Origin of the sequence: Exiguobacterium sp. E4787, from assembly GCF_018618375.1 — a bacterium.
In the GTDB taxonomy this organism is placed as follows: domain Bacteria; phylum Bacillota; class Bacilli; order Exiguobacteriales; family Exiguobacteriaceae; genus Exiguobacterium; species Exiguobacterium chiriqhucha.
Genome location: NZ_JACSLY010000002.1, coordinates 421,264 through 436,874, shown reverse-complemented (window position 1 = coordinate 436,874; position 15,611 = coordinate 421,264). Strand labels below are relative to the sequence as shown.

Below are 15,611 nucleotides of genomic sequence, written 5' to 3'. Positions count from 1 at the left end.
ATGTCTTTACAGTTTGAACGGGTCGATGTGTTGATTATCGGGGCCGGTTTGGCCGCTGTGACGGTCGCCCTCCATCTGCCCCGGACGTTGAACGTCCTGCTCGTCGCCAAGCATGAAGTGACGAGTGCGAACTCAGATCTGGCCCAAGGCGGGATTGCGAGCTCGTATTTGGAGCCGTCGAGTGTCGACCATGAGCGGGATACGCTCGTCGCCTCGAAACTCGCAGCCGTGCCCGACCGTGTCTATACACTCGTCGAAGAAGGACGGAGCGCGATCCGCGATTTGGAGCGCTTCGGTGTCGTCTTCGACCGGGAGGGTGCTGAGTACGCCGTCGGACGTGAAGGGGCGCATGGCATGAATCGAATCTTTCACGTCGGCGGGGACGAGACCGGACGTCACGTGATGGCTACGCTTCGTCGTCAATTGCCGGATAACGTGACCGTCATGGAGCATGTCCTGATCGATACGTTGACGAAAAGCGATGGCCGTGTGAGCGGGGCGACCGGCTTCAACGGTGAGACGCGCCTCCACGTTCAGGCCGGGGCCGTCGTCCTCGCGACCGGGGGAATCGGTGGACTCATCGATTGGACGTCGAATTGTCGCTCGGTCACGGGGGACGGGCTCGTCTTGGCGGACGAGGTCGGGGCGAGACTCAAGAACTTGTCTCGTATCCAATTCCACCCGACGTTACTCGCGGTCGATTCGCCCCACCTCGTCACGGAAGCGTTAAGAGGAGCAGGCGCGACGCTCGTCGATGCGTCAGGACGTCACGTGATGGCTCACCATCCACTCGGAAGCCTCGCCCCTAGGGACGAGGTCGCTCGGTCACTCACGCGTCATGACGGCACCGTCTACTTGGATACGAGTCGCGTCGAGCGAATTGATGAACGGTTCCCGAAACTCGTCGAGACGTGCCGGATGTATGGGCTCGACGCGACGCGGATCCCAGTGCGGCCCGGACTACATTTTCATATGGGTGGTGTGGACGTCGACGTAGACGGGCGGACGACCGTCGCTGGGTTATATGCGGTTGGTGAGGTCGCCGATTCGGGCGTCCACGGGAAAAATCGACTGGCGTCAAATTCGTTACTCGAATGCTGGGTGTTCGGAAAGCGGGTGGCGGCGACGATGACTTTGGAGGAGAAGCCGTTCACAGTGAACGAGACGACCGTATTTGAGGTTTCAGATGATCTGTTCGGCCGCTATCGGCAACAGATTGGGGAATGGCTGACAATCTCGCCGCAACTCGGCAAAATCGTAAGTTTCTTAGAAAATACCCAACAACTGCCACGGACGAAACACGTGACAAGACAATTAAGTGAACAGACATTGAGTATAGAAGCGGCACGGCTTTTGGCTCGTGCCATGATGAGGACGGAGGATGGTTATGAACAAGATCGCTTTGCGCGAACAGCTGACGGCATTTCTACATGAGGACATCGGCTTCGGCGATATCTCGAGCGGACTGATTGATCAGCGCGAGACGTCATTCGCCACGGTCACCGCCAAAATGGATGGGGTGTTCTGTGGCATGGATGTCGTCCTGGAGCTGGCCCAGATGCAACGGCTCGTCGTCGAGTCATGCCAACCCGACGGCACGGTCGTCTCGATTGGAGATGAACTGTTCACGTTACGGGGCAAGACACGGACGCTCCTCGAGACGGAACGGGTGCTGTTGAACCTCATCCAACATTTGAGTGGGATCGCCACGATGACGCGGCGCTGCGTCGAACAGCTCAATGACCCGACGATTGCCGTCACGGATACGCGCAAGACGACACCTGGACTCCGCATGCTCGAGAAGCATGCCGTCCGTTCGGGTGGTGGGAAGAACCACCGGCTCCGGCTCGACGATGCCGTCATGATTAAAGACAACCACATCACGGCACTCGGTGGGATCACGAACGCGGTCGCCCGGGCCCGGATGCTTGCTGGCCACACGACGCCGATTGAAGTCGAGGTCGAGACGCTCGAACAGTTGCATGAGGCGATTGCGGCGGACGCCGACATCATCATGTTCGACAACCGGACGCCAGAAGAACTGAAGGCGTGGCGTGCGCTCGTCCCAAGTCATATCAAGACGGAAGCGTCAGGCGGCATCACGGTCGAGACGATCGCCTCGTATCGCGGTACGGGCGTCGACGTCATCTCAATCGGGCAGTTGACCCATTCGGTGACGGCACTCGATTGTAGTTTAAATCTCGTAGGAGGAATCAAATATGCAGTTACTCGGAACGATGCCAGCGCTATACGCTGACTTGACGGTTGAACAGATGGAACAACGGATTGAAGCCGTTAAAGCACGGCTCGGCAGCCGCCTGTTTTTACCGGCCCACCATTATCAAAAGGACGAGGTCGTCCAGTTCGCGGACGCGACCGGAGATTCGCTCCAGCTCGCACGGCTCGCCGAACAGATGAACGAGGCCGAATTCATCGTCTTTTGCGGCGTCCACTTCATGGCCGAGACGGCCGACATGTTGACGCGTGACGACCAGCTCGTCATCTTACCGGATATGCGGGCCGGGTGTTCGATGGCCGACATGGCTGATATCGATCAAACAGAAATCGCATGGGAAGAATTGACGGACACGTTCGGCAACAGTATCGTCCCGATCACATACGTCAACTCGACGGCGGCGATCAAGGCATTCGTCGGCAAGCATGGCGGGGCGACGGTCACGTCGTCGAACGCCCATGACATCGTGCGTTGGGCACTCGAAGCGGGCGAACGGATCTTGTTCTTACCGGACCAGCATCTCGGACGCAACACGGCATATGACTTGGGCGTGCCGCTCGAGGCGATGGCCGTCTGGGACCCGCTCCGGGAACGACTCGTCTATGAAGGCGATATTGAGGACGTCCGCGTCATTCTATGGAAAGGGCATTGCTCGGTCCATGAGAAGTTCAACGTCGCCCAAATCGAGGCGTTACGGAAGAACGACCCGGAACGACGCATCATCGTCCATCCCGAGTGCACGTTCGATGTCGTGCAGGCGGCGGACGAGGCCGGGTCGACGTCATATATCATCGACCAAATCGAGGCGAGCGCGCCGGGGACGAAGTGGGCCGTCGGCACCGAGATGAACTTGGTCAATCGACTTGCGGCGACGCACCCTGAGCTCGACATCAATTCGCTCAACCCGTACATGTGCCCGTGCTTGACGATGAACCGAATCGATTTGCCTCATTTGCTCTGGGCGCTCGAGTCACTCGAGACCGATCCCGTCAATATTATTCGCGTCGACGAAGAGACGACGAAGTGGGCGACACTCGCCCTCGAGCGGATGCTCGCACGCTAAGGACAGGCAATCGCCTGTCCTTTTTTCGTGGCGACGGTTATGGTACAATGAATGCAGTTTTCCCATGAAGAGGAGATATGACCGTGATTGAATTCGTAAAAGGCTCCGTCGCCTATGTGTGCGCGGAATATATAACGTTGGATGTTTCGGGCGTCGGCTACAAAGTACATGTGCCTAACCCGTTTTTTTATCGTGAACAAGACGAACATGTAATCGTGTTTACGCATCATTACGTGCGTGAAGACCAACAGACGTTGTACGGTTTCCGCTCACGTCGTGAACGCGAACTGTTCAATAAACTGCTCGGCGTCAACGGCATCGGACCGAAAGGCGCGCTCGCCATCGTCGCCTCGGGTGATATGGATGCGCTCATCGACGCGATTGAGACCGAGAACGAGAAGTATTTGATGAAGTTCCCAGGAGTCGGCAAGAAGACGGCCAAACAGATGGCGCTCGACTTGAAAGGCAAATTATCCGAGCTCGCTCCGGACTACGTGCCGAACACCGGACTGTTCGCCCAAGGCGCGTCCGAACTCGACGAGGCGTGCGAAGCGCTCGTTGCGCTCGGTTACTCAGAGCGTGAGATCACCCGTGTCCGCAAGGAACTGAATTCAGAAATATTGACGACAGACGCTTACATAAAGCGCGCCCTGCAATTGCTATTGAAATAAGGAGGAGACCATGGACGAACGATTGTTGTCACAATCCCATCAACAATATGAAGACTCTGAAGAGTGGAGCTTGCGTCCGCAAAAGTTCGAGCAATATATCGGACAGGAGAAGGCGAAAGGTAACTTGTCGATCTTCATCCAAGCCGCGAAGCTACGAAGCGAGACGCTCGACCACGTTCTCCTCTACGGTCCCCCGGGACTCGGAAAGACGACGCTCGCCCAAATCATCGCCAATGAGATGGGCGTCGGTATCAAGACGACGGCCGGCCCGGCCATTGAACGTCCGGGAGACCTGGCCGCGATTCTGTCGACGCTCGAACCGGGCGACGTCCTGTTCATCGATGAGATTCATCGCTTGAGCCGCACGATCGAAGAGATTCTCTATCCGGCGATGGAGGACTACTGTCTCGACATCGTCTACGGACAAGGCGAGATGGCGCGAAGCGTCCGCATCGACTTGCCACCGTTCACGCTCGTCGGCGCGACGACGCGGGCCGGCATGTTGTCGGCCCCGCTCCGTGACCGCTTTGGTGTCACCTTAAAGCTCGAATACTACGAGACGCATGAGCTCGCCGCCATCGTCAGTCGGACGGCCCAACTGTTCCGCCTGTCGATTTCACCAGAGGCGAGCGGTGCCATCGCGAAACGTGCACGCGGAACGCCGCGGATTGCCAACCGGCTGTTACGCCGGGTTCGTGATTTCGCCCAAGTGGCAGGAACGAAAGAAATCGATCCGGTGCTTGCCTCGGACGCGCTCGACCGGTTACACGTCGACGCCCTCGGGCTCGATGAAGTCGACCACCGGCTGTTACGGGCGATGGTCGAACGGTTCGGCGGTGGACCGGTCGGACTCGAGACGCTCGCCGCGACGATTGGGGAGGATGCCCAAACGATCGAGGACGTGTATGAGCCGTACTTGTTGCAACAAGGTTTCCTGCAACGGACGCCGCGCGGCCGCATGATCACCCAGTACGCAAAGACGCATTTTGGCTATGAAGAGGAGTAAACGATATGCAAGACATTCAATTGAACGTAAACGATTATGATTTTGACTTACCGGAAGAACTGATCGCCCAAGTACCACTCCTCGATCGGACGAGCTCACGACTGCTCGTCCTCGACCGCGACACGGGCGACATCGAGCATCGTCACTTCCGCGACGTGCTCGACTATTTGCAGGCAGGCGACGCCCTCGTCGTCAACGTCTCGCGCGTGCTCCCGGCTCGACTGTTCGGGGCGAAGCAAGAGACGGGCGGGAAAGTCGAACTTCTTCTTTTGAAGCAGACGGAAGATGATGTCTGGGAAGCGCTCGTCAAACCGGCGAAGAAAGTCCGCGTCGGCGCCATCGTCGAGTTCGGCAACGGATTGCTCCGGGCCGAATGCGTCGAAGAGCTGCCGGAAGGGGGACGCCGCTTCAAGTTCGATTACGACGGTATCTTCTATGAGATTTTAGATGAGCTCGGCACGATGCCGCTCCCGCCCTACATCCGTGAACAGCTCGACGACCAAGACCGTTATCAGACGGTGTACGCCCGTGAACGCGGGAGTGCGGCCGCACCGACGGCAGGTCTTCACTTCACGGAAGAACTGCTCGCAGCGGCAGAGGCGAAAGGCGTCAAGTTGATTCCGCTCACGCTCCACGTCGGGCTCGGTACGTTCCGTCCCGTCACGGCGGATACGATTGAAGAACACACGATGCACAGTGAGTATTTCGAGCTGTCGGCCGCTTCGGCCGAGGCACTCCGTGACATCCGTGCAAATAACGGACGCGTCTTCGCAGTTGGGACGACATCGACCCGGACGCTCGAGACAATCGTGCGCGACCATGGGGATTTCGTCGAGTCATCGGGCTGGACGGACATCTTTATCTACCCAGGCGTCGCGTTGAAGGCGATTGATGGACTGATCACGAACTTCCATCTGCCGAAGTCGACACTCGTCATGCTCGTCTCGGCGTTCGCGTCGCGCGACATCATCTTGAACGCGTACCGCACGGCGGTACAAGAACGTTACCGCTTCTTCAGCTTTGGAGACGCGATGCTCATCACGAGGAAGGAAGAGAACAAATGACCAAACACGCAGTCACATACGAACATATCCACACATGTAAACAGACGGGAGCGCGGCACGGAATCGTCCATACGCCGCACGGCTCGTTCGAGACACCTGTCTTCATGCCGGTCGGCACGCAGGCGACCGTCAAGACGATGGCCCCGGAACAAGTCAAGGCGATGGGAGCGAACATCATCCTCTCGAACACGTATCACCTTTGGATTCGCCCAGGACACGAAGTCGTCAAACAAGCCGGCGGCCTTCATAAGTTCATGAACTGGGACGGCGCGATTTTGACGGACTCGGGCGGCTTCCAGGTCTTCTCGCTCGCCGATCTGCGCAACATCCAAGAAGAAGGCGTCCATTTCCGCAACCACTTGAACGGCGACAAGTTGTTCTTGTCACCGGAGAAAGCGATGGAGATTCAAAACGCGCTCGGTTCGGATATCATGATGGCGTTCGACGAGTGCCCGCCGTTCCCGGCGACACATGAGTACATGAAGAAATCGGTCGAGCGGACGAGCCGTTGGGCTGAGCGTTGCCTCGCGGCACACGAACGTCCGGAAGACCAGGCATTGTTCGGTATCATCCAAGGCGGCGAGTACGAAGATCTCCGTCGTCAAAGTGCGGCCGACCTCGTCTCGCTTGATTTCCCAGGTTATGCCGTCGGTGGATTATCGGTCGGCGAACCGAAAGATGTCATGTACCGCGCGCTCGAGTTCACGACACCGTTCATGCCGGAGAACAAGCCGCGCTACTTGATGGGCGTCGGTTCACCGGATGCGTTGATCGAAGGCTCGATTCGCGGCATCGACATGTTCGACTGCGTCTTGCCGACCCGAATCGCCCGCAACGGGACGCTCATGACATCGAAAGGCCGTGTCACGATCAAACATGCGAAACATAAGACGGACTTCGGCCCAATCGACGAGAAGTGCGACTGCTACACGTGTAAGAACTATTCACGTGCGTACGTCCACCACTTGATTCGTGCCGACGAGATGTTCGGTCTCCACCTCTGTTCGACACACAACCTTCACTTCCTCGTGAACTTGATGAGTCAAGTACGTCAAGCCATCCGCGAAGACCGTCTTTTGGACTTCAAGGAAGAGTTTTTCGAAGAATATGGGTATAACAAACCAAACGCCAAGAATTTCTAATTGTTCTAACAGCGATTATGTGACAACGTTTCAGTTTCACGGTATAATGAACCTGATATTGAAGGAAAGGGTGAATTTTACGCATGGAAACTCTCGTAGCACTATTACCGATGATCCTTATTTTCGTCGTGTTCTACTTCTTGTTGATCCGTCCGCAGACGAAACGTCAGAAGGAAGTACAATCGATGCAAAACGCGCTTGAGCGTGGGGATCACGTCGTAACAATCGGCGGCCTTCACGGCGTCGTCCACCAAATCGAAGACACACAAGTCACATTGAAATGTGACCAGTCACTCCTCAAGTTCAATCGCAGTGCGATTGCTGAAGTGACGAAAAAAGGCAACTCATCATTCGCTGAGTAACCAAACCACGCCTGACCATCCCTGGTCAGGCGTCTTTTTTTTGTCATACTTTGAAAAATGATTTATTTTTGACAAACTTCGTCAATCCGATGAATCATCCACCTTATTTCCAAAAATCAAATTGAATCGTGAAAACGTTTGCATTATCGTCAAGTTGAGAAGAATTGGAAAGAAGGAGAAGAAGACATGGATGTGAAACGATTGCTACGCCCACTCAAAAATTGGAAGGTACGACGTCGCCCTGACCGCGTGAAAGGACGCTCGTCGATGCGCCGTAAGATGGCGATGGCGCTCGTGCCGACACTGATCGCCTTATTGATCGTCGGTGCGCTCGGCTCGTATCAATTACAGAATGCGACGTCAGAGTATGACCGCGTCTTGAACGAGCGGCTCCAAGATATGCTCGTCGCCGAAGATTTGGCGTTGACCGTGACCGATGCCGAGCGTTATTTGAACTACTATCTGCTCGTCTCGAACCCGAAGACACTGATTAGTCTCGAAGCGGCGCAGACAAAACGTGACGAACTGATGGATACGCTCAAGCAGTCGTCGTCAGATTCGAAAGTCATCGCCTGGATCGGTGATCTTGAGAAGTTCAATCAACATCTCGACACGGAAATGGCGCGCGTCATCGACCTCCGTCAACAACAAGACGAGATCGGATACAAGACGGTGCTCAATACGAGCGTGACACCGACGACGGATCGCGTCCGGATGACGGTGACCGACCTCGTCACGTATCAAGGCGAAGCGCTCGCAGCTGAGTCGGAAGCGGTCCAGGCGAGTGCCGGGCAGTCGATCATCTGGATGGTTGTCATCAGCATCATCGGCGTCGCTGTCGGTCTACTTTCATTAGTAGCACTCCAAAAGTTGTTCTTGAAGCCGATCAATCGACTCGTGAACGAAGCGCGCGTCGTCGCCGAAGGTGATTTGACCGGGGGTGATATCGAGGTCGGTTCGAACGATGAGCTCGGTGACCTCGTCACGGCGTTCAACGATATGAAACGCAACCTTGTCGGCTTGATTCGTCAAGTCGGGGCGGCCTCAGACAAAGTGACGGCCTACTCGGAAGAACTGTATGCTAGCACGGACCACGTCGCCACGACGACGCAAGGTGTAGCCGGTCTATTTGAACAGATGAACCTTGCCGCCCAAGTGTCGGCGAAACGGGCCGAAGAAGGGACGTCCGGCGTCAATCAAGCCGTCGTCGGCTTGAACCAAATCGCCGCTGCCTCGCAAGGCGTGAACGAGCAGACGATTCATACACTCGAAGCGGCGAGTGGGGGACTGGAGACAATTCAGTTGGCCGAGCAGCAGATGCGGGAGATTCAACAAGCGAACGACTTGACGCAACAGATGGTCGAGCGCTTATCGAATCAATCGCTCGAGATTGAGAAAATCACTCGTTCCATCACGGCCATCACGGAACAGACGAACCTGCTCGCCTTGAACGCGGCGATTGAAGCGGCTCGGGCCGGGGAACACGGCAAAGGGTTTGCCGTCGTCGCGGCCGAGGTCAGAAAACTGGCCGAAGAATCGAAACAGTCGGCAAAACAGATTCAAGCGGTCGTCGTCGATATTCAGCGCGACACGTCGGAAGTCGAGGCGGCGTTCGATGTCACGAGCCAGCATGTGACAAGCGGTGTGATCCAAATGGGCGAAGTCGCCGGTGCGTTCCGTGAAATCGTCACCGTCATTCAAGAGACGTCCCGTCAAATGAGTGAGATTGCGGCAGCGACAGAAGAAGTAAGTGCGAACACGACCGAGGTCGCCGTCTCGGTCGAAGATATGTCAACGAACGCCGTCTCAACGCAACGAAGCGTCGAAGAGGCGGGCGCGAACGTCGAAGAGCAACTCGCCGCGATTCAAGAAATCAACGGCATCGCCGAGACGATGAGTCATATGTCGGTCGAGTTGAAAGACCTCGTCCACTTGTTTAAGACGTCGACTTCACCATCTCAAGAAGTCTAAAGGTGAACCATACACTTGCATTGATTGAGATATTACTTGATAAAACGGCGAGTGATGCAGAGCGAGATGACGCTGCCATCGATTTGGGTTATATCTCAGAAGATGAGGATGTGGAAGCCGCCCTGTTGACAGTTGCCAATGACGAAAAGACTGATGAAATGATCCGAGCAAGCTGCGGAGAATCGTTGGCGCAAATCTGGATTGCACATAACCAAGTAAGTCGTGAGAAGTTAGCATTACTGACAGGAGTCGCTTTGTTAGAAGCGATAAGCATGATAAAAAGTGAAAACATGGAATAGTAGATTTGTATTTCATAATTTTTGTACCTAATTGAACTTAAGTTATAAAAAGAGGCCGTGGACACAATCAATTCGTGTCCACGGCCTCATAAAATTTCGCGAATTACTCAGTTCGTTACATTAACAAAATCAGACTGGCTGCCATGACCATCATACCGGCGACCATGCCGTACACCGCATGGTGGGCCCGTCCGTATTCACGGGCAGCTGGGAGTAACTCGTCGAGCGAGATGAACACCATGATGCCGCCGACGGCCGCGAACAAGAGGCCGAACACCGTGTCACTCAAGAACGGCATCAACAACAGGAAACCGACGACCGCTCCGAGCGGTTCGGCGAGTCCGGACAAGAAGGACAGTTTCAAAGCCTTCTTCCGAGAGCCGGTCGCGTAGTAAATCGGGACCGAGACGGCGATCCCTTCCGGAATGTTGTGCAGTGCGATAGCGATGGCGATCGCTAAACCGACGGCCGGGTCATCGAGAGCCGAGATGAACGTGGCCAAACCTTCCGGGAAGTTATGGATGGTGATGGCGAGTGCCATGAAGATTCCCATCTTATGAAGCCGCTGTTTCGTCTCGTGATTCAATGGGACGCGTTCGGTCGCCGTCGTCGCGAGTTCTTGGGACGACGGGTCGTTTTGCATCGTCTCGACGAATTTGACTTCATGCGGGTTCTCGGGAGTCGAGATGAACTTGTCGATCAAGGCGATCAACAGCATACCGCCGAAGAACGCGAGGACCGTATAAAGTGTCCCGGTCTGCTCGCCATGGGCGCCGACGAGTTCATCGAGCGCTTTTGGGAAAATCTCGATAAAGGATACGTAAATCATGACCCCGCCTGAGAAGCCAAGGGACACCGACAAGAAAGCTGTATTGGTCCGTTTGGCGAAGAAGGCGATCATACTTCCGATCCCCGTCGCGAGTCCAGCGAACAACGTCAGTAAAAAGGCATAGATAATCGTGCTATCCATTGAAAAGGACTCCTTTACGTGTAGTGTAAGTTGATAATCACATCATAGCTCAAGTTTTGCCCTAATGCAACTTTTAGTCGCATACGCAAAAAAGCGTGGGAAATCAACGCTCCCGTGTTACAATTTTAGGAAAACGATTGATAAATGTTTAGAATATTTGTAATGTTAACGAGAGAAGTTTTTTTACGAGAACATGTGTTTAGAAAGGAATTTGTCGTATGTACAAAAAAGGGAATATCGCGATCTTTGCGGTCATCATGATTGCAACGATCCTACTCGCCGTCTTGACGACACCATGGGTCGTGAAGAACACGAACCTTGGCCTTGACCTCAAAGGCGGATTTGAAGTGCTGTACGAAGTCCAGCCGCTTGAAGACGGCGATGTCATCGATCAATCTGCGATGAATGCAACCGTTCGCGCTATCAACAACCGGGTCAACGTGCTCGGTGTGTCTGAACCGGACATTCGGATTGAGGATGATAACCGGATCCGTGTCCAACTCGCGGGTGTATCGAACCAAAACGATGCCCGAGAAGTGCTCTCGTCGACGGCGCAGCTTACGTTCCGCGACATCGATGACAACGTCCTGCTCGACGGAAAAGATCTCGCGCCGCGCGGTGCCTCAATCAGCTACGATCAGCAAGGCAACCCGGTCGTTGAATTGACGCTCCAATCGGCAGAACAGTTCGGTGAAGTGACGTCTGAGATTGCTCAGCGCCCGGCACCGGAAAACCGCCTTGTCATCTGGCTCGATTATGAGGAAGGTGACTCGTACGAAGAAGAGATTCAAAAAGAGAACTCGAAAATCGTCTCGGACGCTTCGGTCAACGGACCGATTCTTTCGGATAAAGCCATCATCTCCGGTGGGGATATCGACGCCGAGAGTGGTCAACGTCTCGCTGACATCTTGAACGCCGGGGCACTCCCGGTCAAACTTGAAGAGATTTACTCGACATCGGTCTCGGCCCAATTCGGTCAAGATGCACTTGAGAAGACCGTGTTCGCTTCGGTCATCGGTGTCGTCGCTATCTTCTTGTTCATGTTGTTCTTCTATCGTTTACCCGGTCTCGTCTCGATCATCACACTCATTTTGTATATCAATTTGATTATGTTGTTCTTTAACGGGATTAACGCCGTCTTGACGCTCCCGGGGATTGCCGGTCTCGTCCTCGGTATCGGTATGGCAGTCGATGCCAACATCATCACGGCCGAGCGAATTAAAGACGAACTCCGCTCAGGGAAGTCGGTCCTATCGGCGTTCCGTGCCGGTAACCGTCGCTCGCTCAGTACGATCATCGATGCCAACTTGACGACGCTCATCTCGGCAGCGGTCTTGTTCTATTTCGGAACGAGTTCCGTCAAAGGGTTCGCGCTCATGCTCATGATCTCGATCGCGATGACGTTCATCTCGAACGTCTTCATCTCGCGCTATTTGATGCACCTCCTCGTCGCAAGTCGTCTCTTCGACAAGCGCAAAGGCTGGTTTGGTGTGAAGGAGAGTGAAATCCGTGAACTTTAAGCTCACTGAATTAAACTATATTAAACCGATGCGCACGTTGTTCCTCATCTCATGTGCCGTCGTCATCATCGGACTCGGCATCTTGTTATTCCGCGGGTTGAACCTCGGAATCGACTTCGCATCTGGAACGCGTGTCGAAGTTCAGACCGAGTCGCAAGTATCGCAAGACGAGTTAGCGGCCGCCTTCACAGAGGCAGGCGTGGACGAAGACATTTCTTCTGTTCAATATGCGCAAGGCGGGACGCTCGCGAACGTGACGTTCGTCGGGCAGCTCACCCAAGAGGAAGTCGCATCGGTGAAGACTGTATTCACAGAGACGTTCGGGAACGACCCGAACATCAGTACCGTCTCAGCCGAAGTCGGCCGAGACATCGCTCGTAACGCGATTTACGCCGTCGCGCTCGCCTCGCTCGGGATTATCCTGTATATCACGTTCCGTTTCGAGTTCTCCTACGGTGTCGCGACCGTCGTCGCCATGCTTCACGATGCGTTCTTCATGCTCGTGGCGTTCTCAATCTTTGGCATCGAAGTCAACTTGTACTTCGTCGCCGCCATCTTGACGATTATCGGGTATTCGGTCAACGACACGATTGTGACGTTCGACCGGGTGCGCGAGAACATTCTAGCGTATGAGAAAGAACGGAAAATCAAGTCGATGGACGAATATCGTACGCTCGTGAACAAAGCGATTCAAGAGACGATTGTCCGGTCCATTAATACCGTCATAACAGTTATTTTTACAGTCGTGGCGCTCTATGTCTTTGGTGCCGAATCGATTCAAAGTTTCGCGCTCGCTCTTTTGATCGGTCTCGTCATGGGGATGTACTCGTCAATCTTCATCGCTTCATACCTTTGGTTGCTCATCAAAGGCATGTCGCTCAACAAAAAGAAAACAGCTGCCCCAGAGGCGTAACCACTGGTCTCCCGAATCAATCGGGGGACCTTTTTGAATGTCAAGACGGCACTTCACTCGTTCGTTCTGATATAATTTACAATTGATTGGAGTGAGGCATTATGTATCATGCGAAGAAACGTTGGGTGTATCCGGAGACGGATGCAGAGGCGGTTGAACAGTTACAGACAGAATTGAATATATCGGAGCAGCTCGCGACGCTCCTCACACAACGGGGACACCGCGACGTCGAGGCGGCCAAGGCGTTTTTATACGTCGAGGATGAATTGACGTTCCACGACCCGTTTTTATTTGAACAGATGCCAAAAGTCGTCGAACGCTTGAAACGGGCGGCCGACGAAGGCGAGATGGTGCTCATCTATGGCGACTATGACGTCGATGGCGTCAGCGCCTCGGCCGTCATGTGGCACGCCTTGACGGAGATTGGCGTCATGGCGGAATGCTATATCCCGAACCGGTTCACCGAAGGATATGGACCGAACAAAGAGGCGTTCAGCTGGGCCGCTGGTGAAGGGTTCACCCTCATCATCACGGTCGACTGCGGCATCTCGGGGATTGAAGAAGCAGCGCTCTTAAAAGAGCTCGGGGTCGACTTGATTATCACCGACCACCACGAACCGAAAGAGACGTTACCGGATGCGTTCGCTATCATCCATCCTCATATCGACCCGTCGTATCCGTACGACAAACTCGCCGGGGCAGGCGTCGCCCTCAAAGTGGCGCACGCCGTGCTCGACCGGATGCCGGACGAGCTTCTCGACTTGGCCGTCCTCGGCACGATCGCCGACCTCGTCCCGCTCGATGGGGAGAACCGTCTGCTCGCCAAGCTCGGACTCAAGGCGCTCGATGATTCGAAACGCCCGGGTATTTTGGCGCTCCGTGAAGTGTGTGCGTTGACGGACGGGACATTGAACGAGGAATCGGTCGGGTTCGCGTTCGGTCCGCGCATCAACGCCGCTGGTCGTCTCGACTCGGCGATGCCGGCGCTCCAGATGTTGCTTGCCGAGAATGTCGAGGAAGCGCTCGAACTGGCCCAGAAGCTCGACAAACAGAATAAAGAACGCCAAGACATCGTCAAGACGATCGCCAAGGAAGCGACAGAACTTGTCGAAGCCTCGATGACGAACGACCGCGTCCTCGTCGTCGCCAGTGAACGGTGGAACCCAGGCGTCGTCGGGATTGTCGCCTCACGGCTCGTCGAGGCGTATTATCGTCCGGTCATCCTCTTGTGCCATGACCCGAAAACAGGGAAGGCGAAGGGATCGGGCCGTTCAATCGACGGTTTCGACTTGTTCAAAGAACTATCGAAGAACGAAGACATCTTGCCGCACTTCGGTGGCCACCCGGCCGCAGCCGGGATGACGCTGTTATCGGAGAATGTGGCCGAATTGCGCCGTCGTCTGAACGAACAAGCCGAATCGATTCCAGACGAGACGTTCGTCGCCCGCGTCAACGTCGACTTGAAGCTCGATGTGAACGATGTGTCGCTCGACTTGATTTCGGAGATTGGCAAGCTCGCCCCGTTCGGGATGGGCAATCCGTCACCGCGTGTCGTCGTGGCAGACGCGAGACTTCGCGACATCCGTCAAATCGGGCGCGACAACACCCATTTGAAGGTTCAGCTCGCCGGGGACAAACGGGAACTTGATGGCATCGGCTTCGGTTTCGGTCACGTCGTCTCTGAAATCTCGAAGATGGCAAACGTCTCGGTCATGGGCAGTTTGCAAGTGAATGAATGGAACGGGATGCGTAAACCGCAGCTTATGATTCAAGACATCTGTGTCGACGGATTTCAAGTGTTCGATTATCGAGGTAAGAAAAACTCGCTTGACGAATTAAAACGACTGCCGGGCGACACGACGTCGTTCATATCGTTTCAAGGTCGCGACGACTTCCCACTTCATGATCTCGACATTCCGCTCAAGCCGTTCGTCGTCTTGCTCGATTTGCCGGACGAGGAAGACGTATTGGCGAACTTGTTAACAGAGGACGTCGAACGCGTCTATTGTGCATTCGGACAAGGCGGCTCGTTTTTTGAGAAGTTGCCGACTCGAGAAGATTTCCGAACATACTACGTCCATATGGCGACATGCGAACGGAAAAACCTGCGCGAAAACTTGATTCGATTGTCAATCGAACGAAAATGGTCAAAAAATACGATTCAATTTATGCATCAAGTATTCTCTGAACTCGAATTTCTTGTTACAATGGAAGACGGACTGCCTGGAGTGAATCCAGAAGCGCCGAAACGTGATTTGACCGAAGCGCCATGTTATAAGCGCCGGGTCGGACGAGTCCAACTCGAGGAGCGTTTCATTTATGCGTCATTGGCAGAACTGAAAGAGCGGTTACAATCATTGCGATCGAACAAGATGCAGGAGGCTTACACATAAA

At 54.7% G+C, this 15,611-nt stretch carries 14 protein-coding genes; 13 read left to right on the top strand and 1 reads right to left on the bottom strand.

Going from position 1 to position 15,611, the window contains the following annotated elements:
- From KNP80_RS04735 to KNP80_RS04690, 10 genes are all read left to right on the top strand, one after another.
- On the top strand, positions 1–1,434 hold the full coding sequence (locus tag KNP80_RS04735; RefSeq protein WP_214833853.1) for an L-aspartate oxidase: 1,434 nt from the start codon (positions 1–3) through the stop codon (positions 1,432–1,434).
- Positions 1,388–2,257: a carboxylating nicotinate-nucleotide diphosphorylase gene (gene nadC / locus KNP80_RS04730; protein WP_214833850.1), complete on the top strand. Its 870-nt coding sequence runs from the start codon at positions 1,388–1,390 to the stop codon at positions 2,255–2,257. Before KNP80_RS04735 ends, nadC begins: the two co-directional genes overlap by 47 nt.
- Positions 2,220–3,299, top strand: a complete 1,080-nt coding sequence (gene nadA / locus KNP80_RS04725) for a quinolinate synthase NadA (protein ID WP_214833847.1) — start codon at positions 2,220–2,222, stop codon at positions 3,297–3,299. The genes nadC and nadA overlap by 38 nt, the downstream gene beginning before the upstream one ends.
- An 83-nt stretch (positions 3,300–3,382) precedes the next feature.
- Complete coding sequence (gene ruvA / locus KNP80_RS04720; protein ID WP_021066894.1) at positions 3,383–3,970, top strand: Holliday junction branch migration protein RuvA; 588 nt, start codon at positions 3,383–3,385, stop codon at positions 3,968–3,970.
- A gap of 10 nt (positions 3,971–3,980) precedes the next feature.
- Positions 3,981–4,976 carry a Holliday junction branch migration DNA helicase RuvB gene (gene ruvB, locus KNP80_RS04715; RefSeq protein ID WP_021066895.1) on the top strand — a complete coding sequence of 332 codons (996 nt, stop codon included), beginning with the start codon at positions 3,981–3,983 and terminating at the stop codon, positions 4,974–4,976.
- 20 nt (positions 4,977–4,996) lie between these two features.
- Positions 4,997–6,040, top strand: coding sequence for a tRNA preQ1(34) S-adenosylmethionine ribosyltransferase-isomerase QueA (gene queA / locus KNP80_RS04710; RefSeq protein WP_214833920.1), 1,044 nt, complete (start codon positions 4,997–4,999; stop codon positions 6,038–6,040).
- The gene (gene tgt / locus KNP80_RS04705) at positions 6,037–7,182 is read left to right on the top strand and encodes a tRNA guanosine(34) transglycosylase Tgt (protein WP_021066897.1); all 1,146 of its coding nucleotides are present in this window, start codon (positions 6,037–6,039) and stop codon (positions 7,180–7,182) included. The genes queA and tgt overlap by 4 nt, the downstream gene beginning before the upstream one ends.
- An 83-nt stretch (positions 7,183–7,265) precedes the next feature.
- The gene (gene yajC, locus KNP80_RS04700; RefSeq protein WP_021066898.1) at positions 7,266–7,544 is read left to right on the top strand and encodes a preprotein translocase subunit YajC; all 279 of its coding nucleotides are present in this window, start codon (positions 7,266–7,268) and stop codon (positions 7,542–7,544) included.
- 186 nt (positions 7,545–7,730) lie between these two features.
- Positions 7,731–9,515, top strand: coding sequence for a methyl-accepting chemotaxis protein (locus tag KNP80_RS04695; protein WP_214833844.1), 1,785 nt, complete (start codon positions 7,731–7,733; stop codon positions 9,513–9,515).
- Positions 9,516–9,517: 2 nt separating this feature from the next.
- Positions 9,518–9,814, top strand: a complete 297-nt coding sequence (locus KNP80_RS04690) for a hypothetical protein (RefSeq protein WP_214833841.1) — start codon at positions 9,518–9,520, stop codon at positions 9,812–9,814.
- Between the two features lie 115 nt (positions 9,815–9,929).
- Here the strand turns inward: KNP80_RS04690 and zupT are convergent, their stop codons facing one another.
- A complete protein-coding gene (zupT, locus tag KNP80_RS04685) occupies positions 9,930–10,784 on the bottom strand; it encodes a zinc transporter ZupT (protein WP_214833838.1) in 855 nt (284 codons plus the stop codon).
- Positions 10,785–11,002: 218 nt separating this feature from the next.
- Between zupT and secD the strand changes: the two genes are divergently transcribed.
- From secD to recJ, 3 genes are all read left to right on the top strand, one after another.
- Positions 11,003–12,304 (top strand): protein translocase subunit SecD, encoded by a 1,302-nt coding sequence (secD, locus tag KNP80_RS04680; protein ID WP_131471102.1) that lies wholly within the window; start codon positions 11,003–11,005, stop codon positions 12,302–12,304.
- Entirely contained in the window at positions 12,294–13,217 is a 924-nt protein-coding gene (gene secF / locus KNP80_RS04675; protein WP_214833835.1) for a protein translocase subunit SecF, read from the top strand. The genes secD and secF overlap by 11 nt, the downstream gene beginning before the upstream one ends.
- Positions 13,218–13,318: 101 nt before the next feature.
- On the top strand, positions 13,319–15,610 hold the full coding sequence (gene recJ / locus KNP80_RS04670; protein WP_214833832.1) for a single-stranded-DNA-specific exonuclease RecJ: 2,292 nt from the start codon (positions 13,319–13,321) through the stop codon (positions 15,608–15,610).
- Position 15,611: the final 1 nt, after the last annotated feature.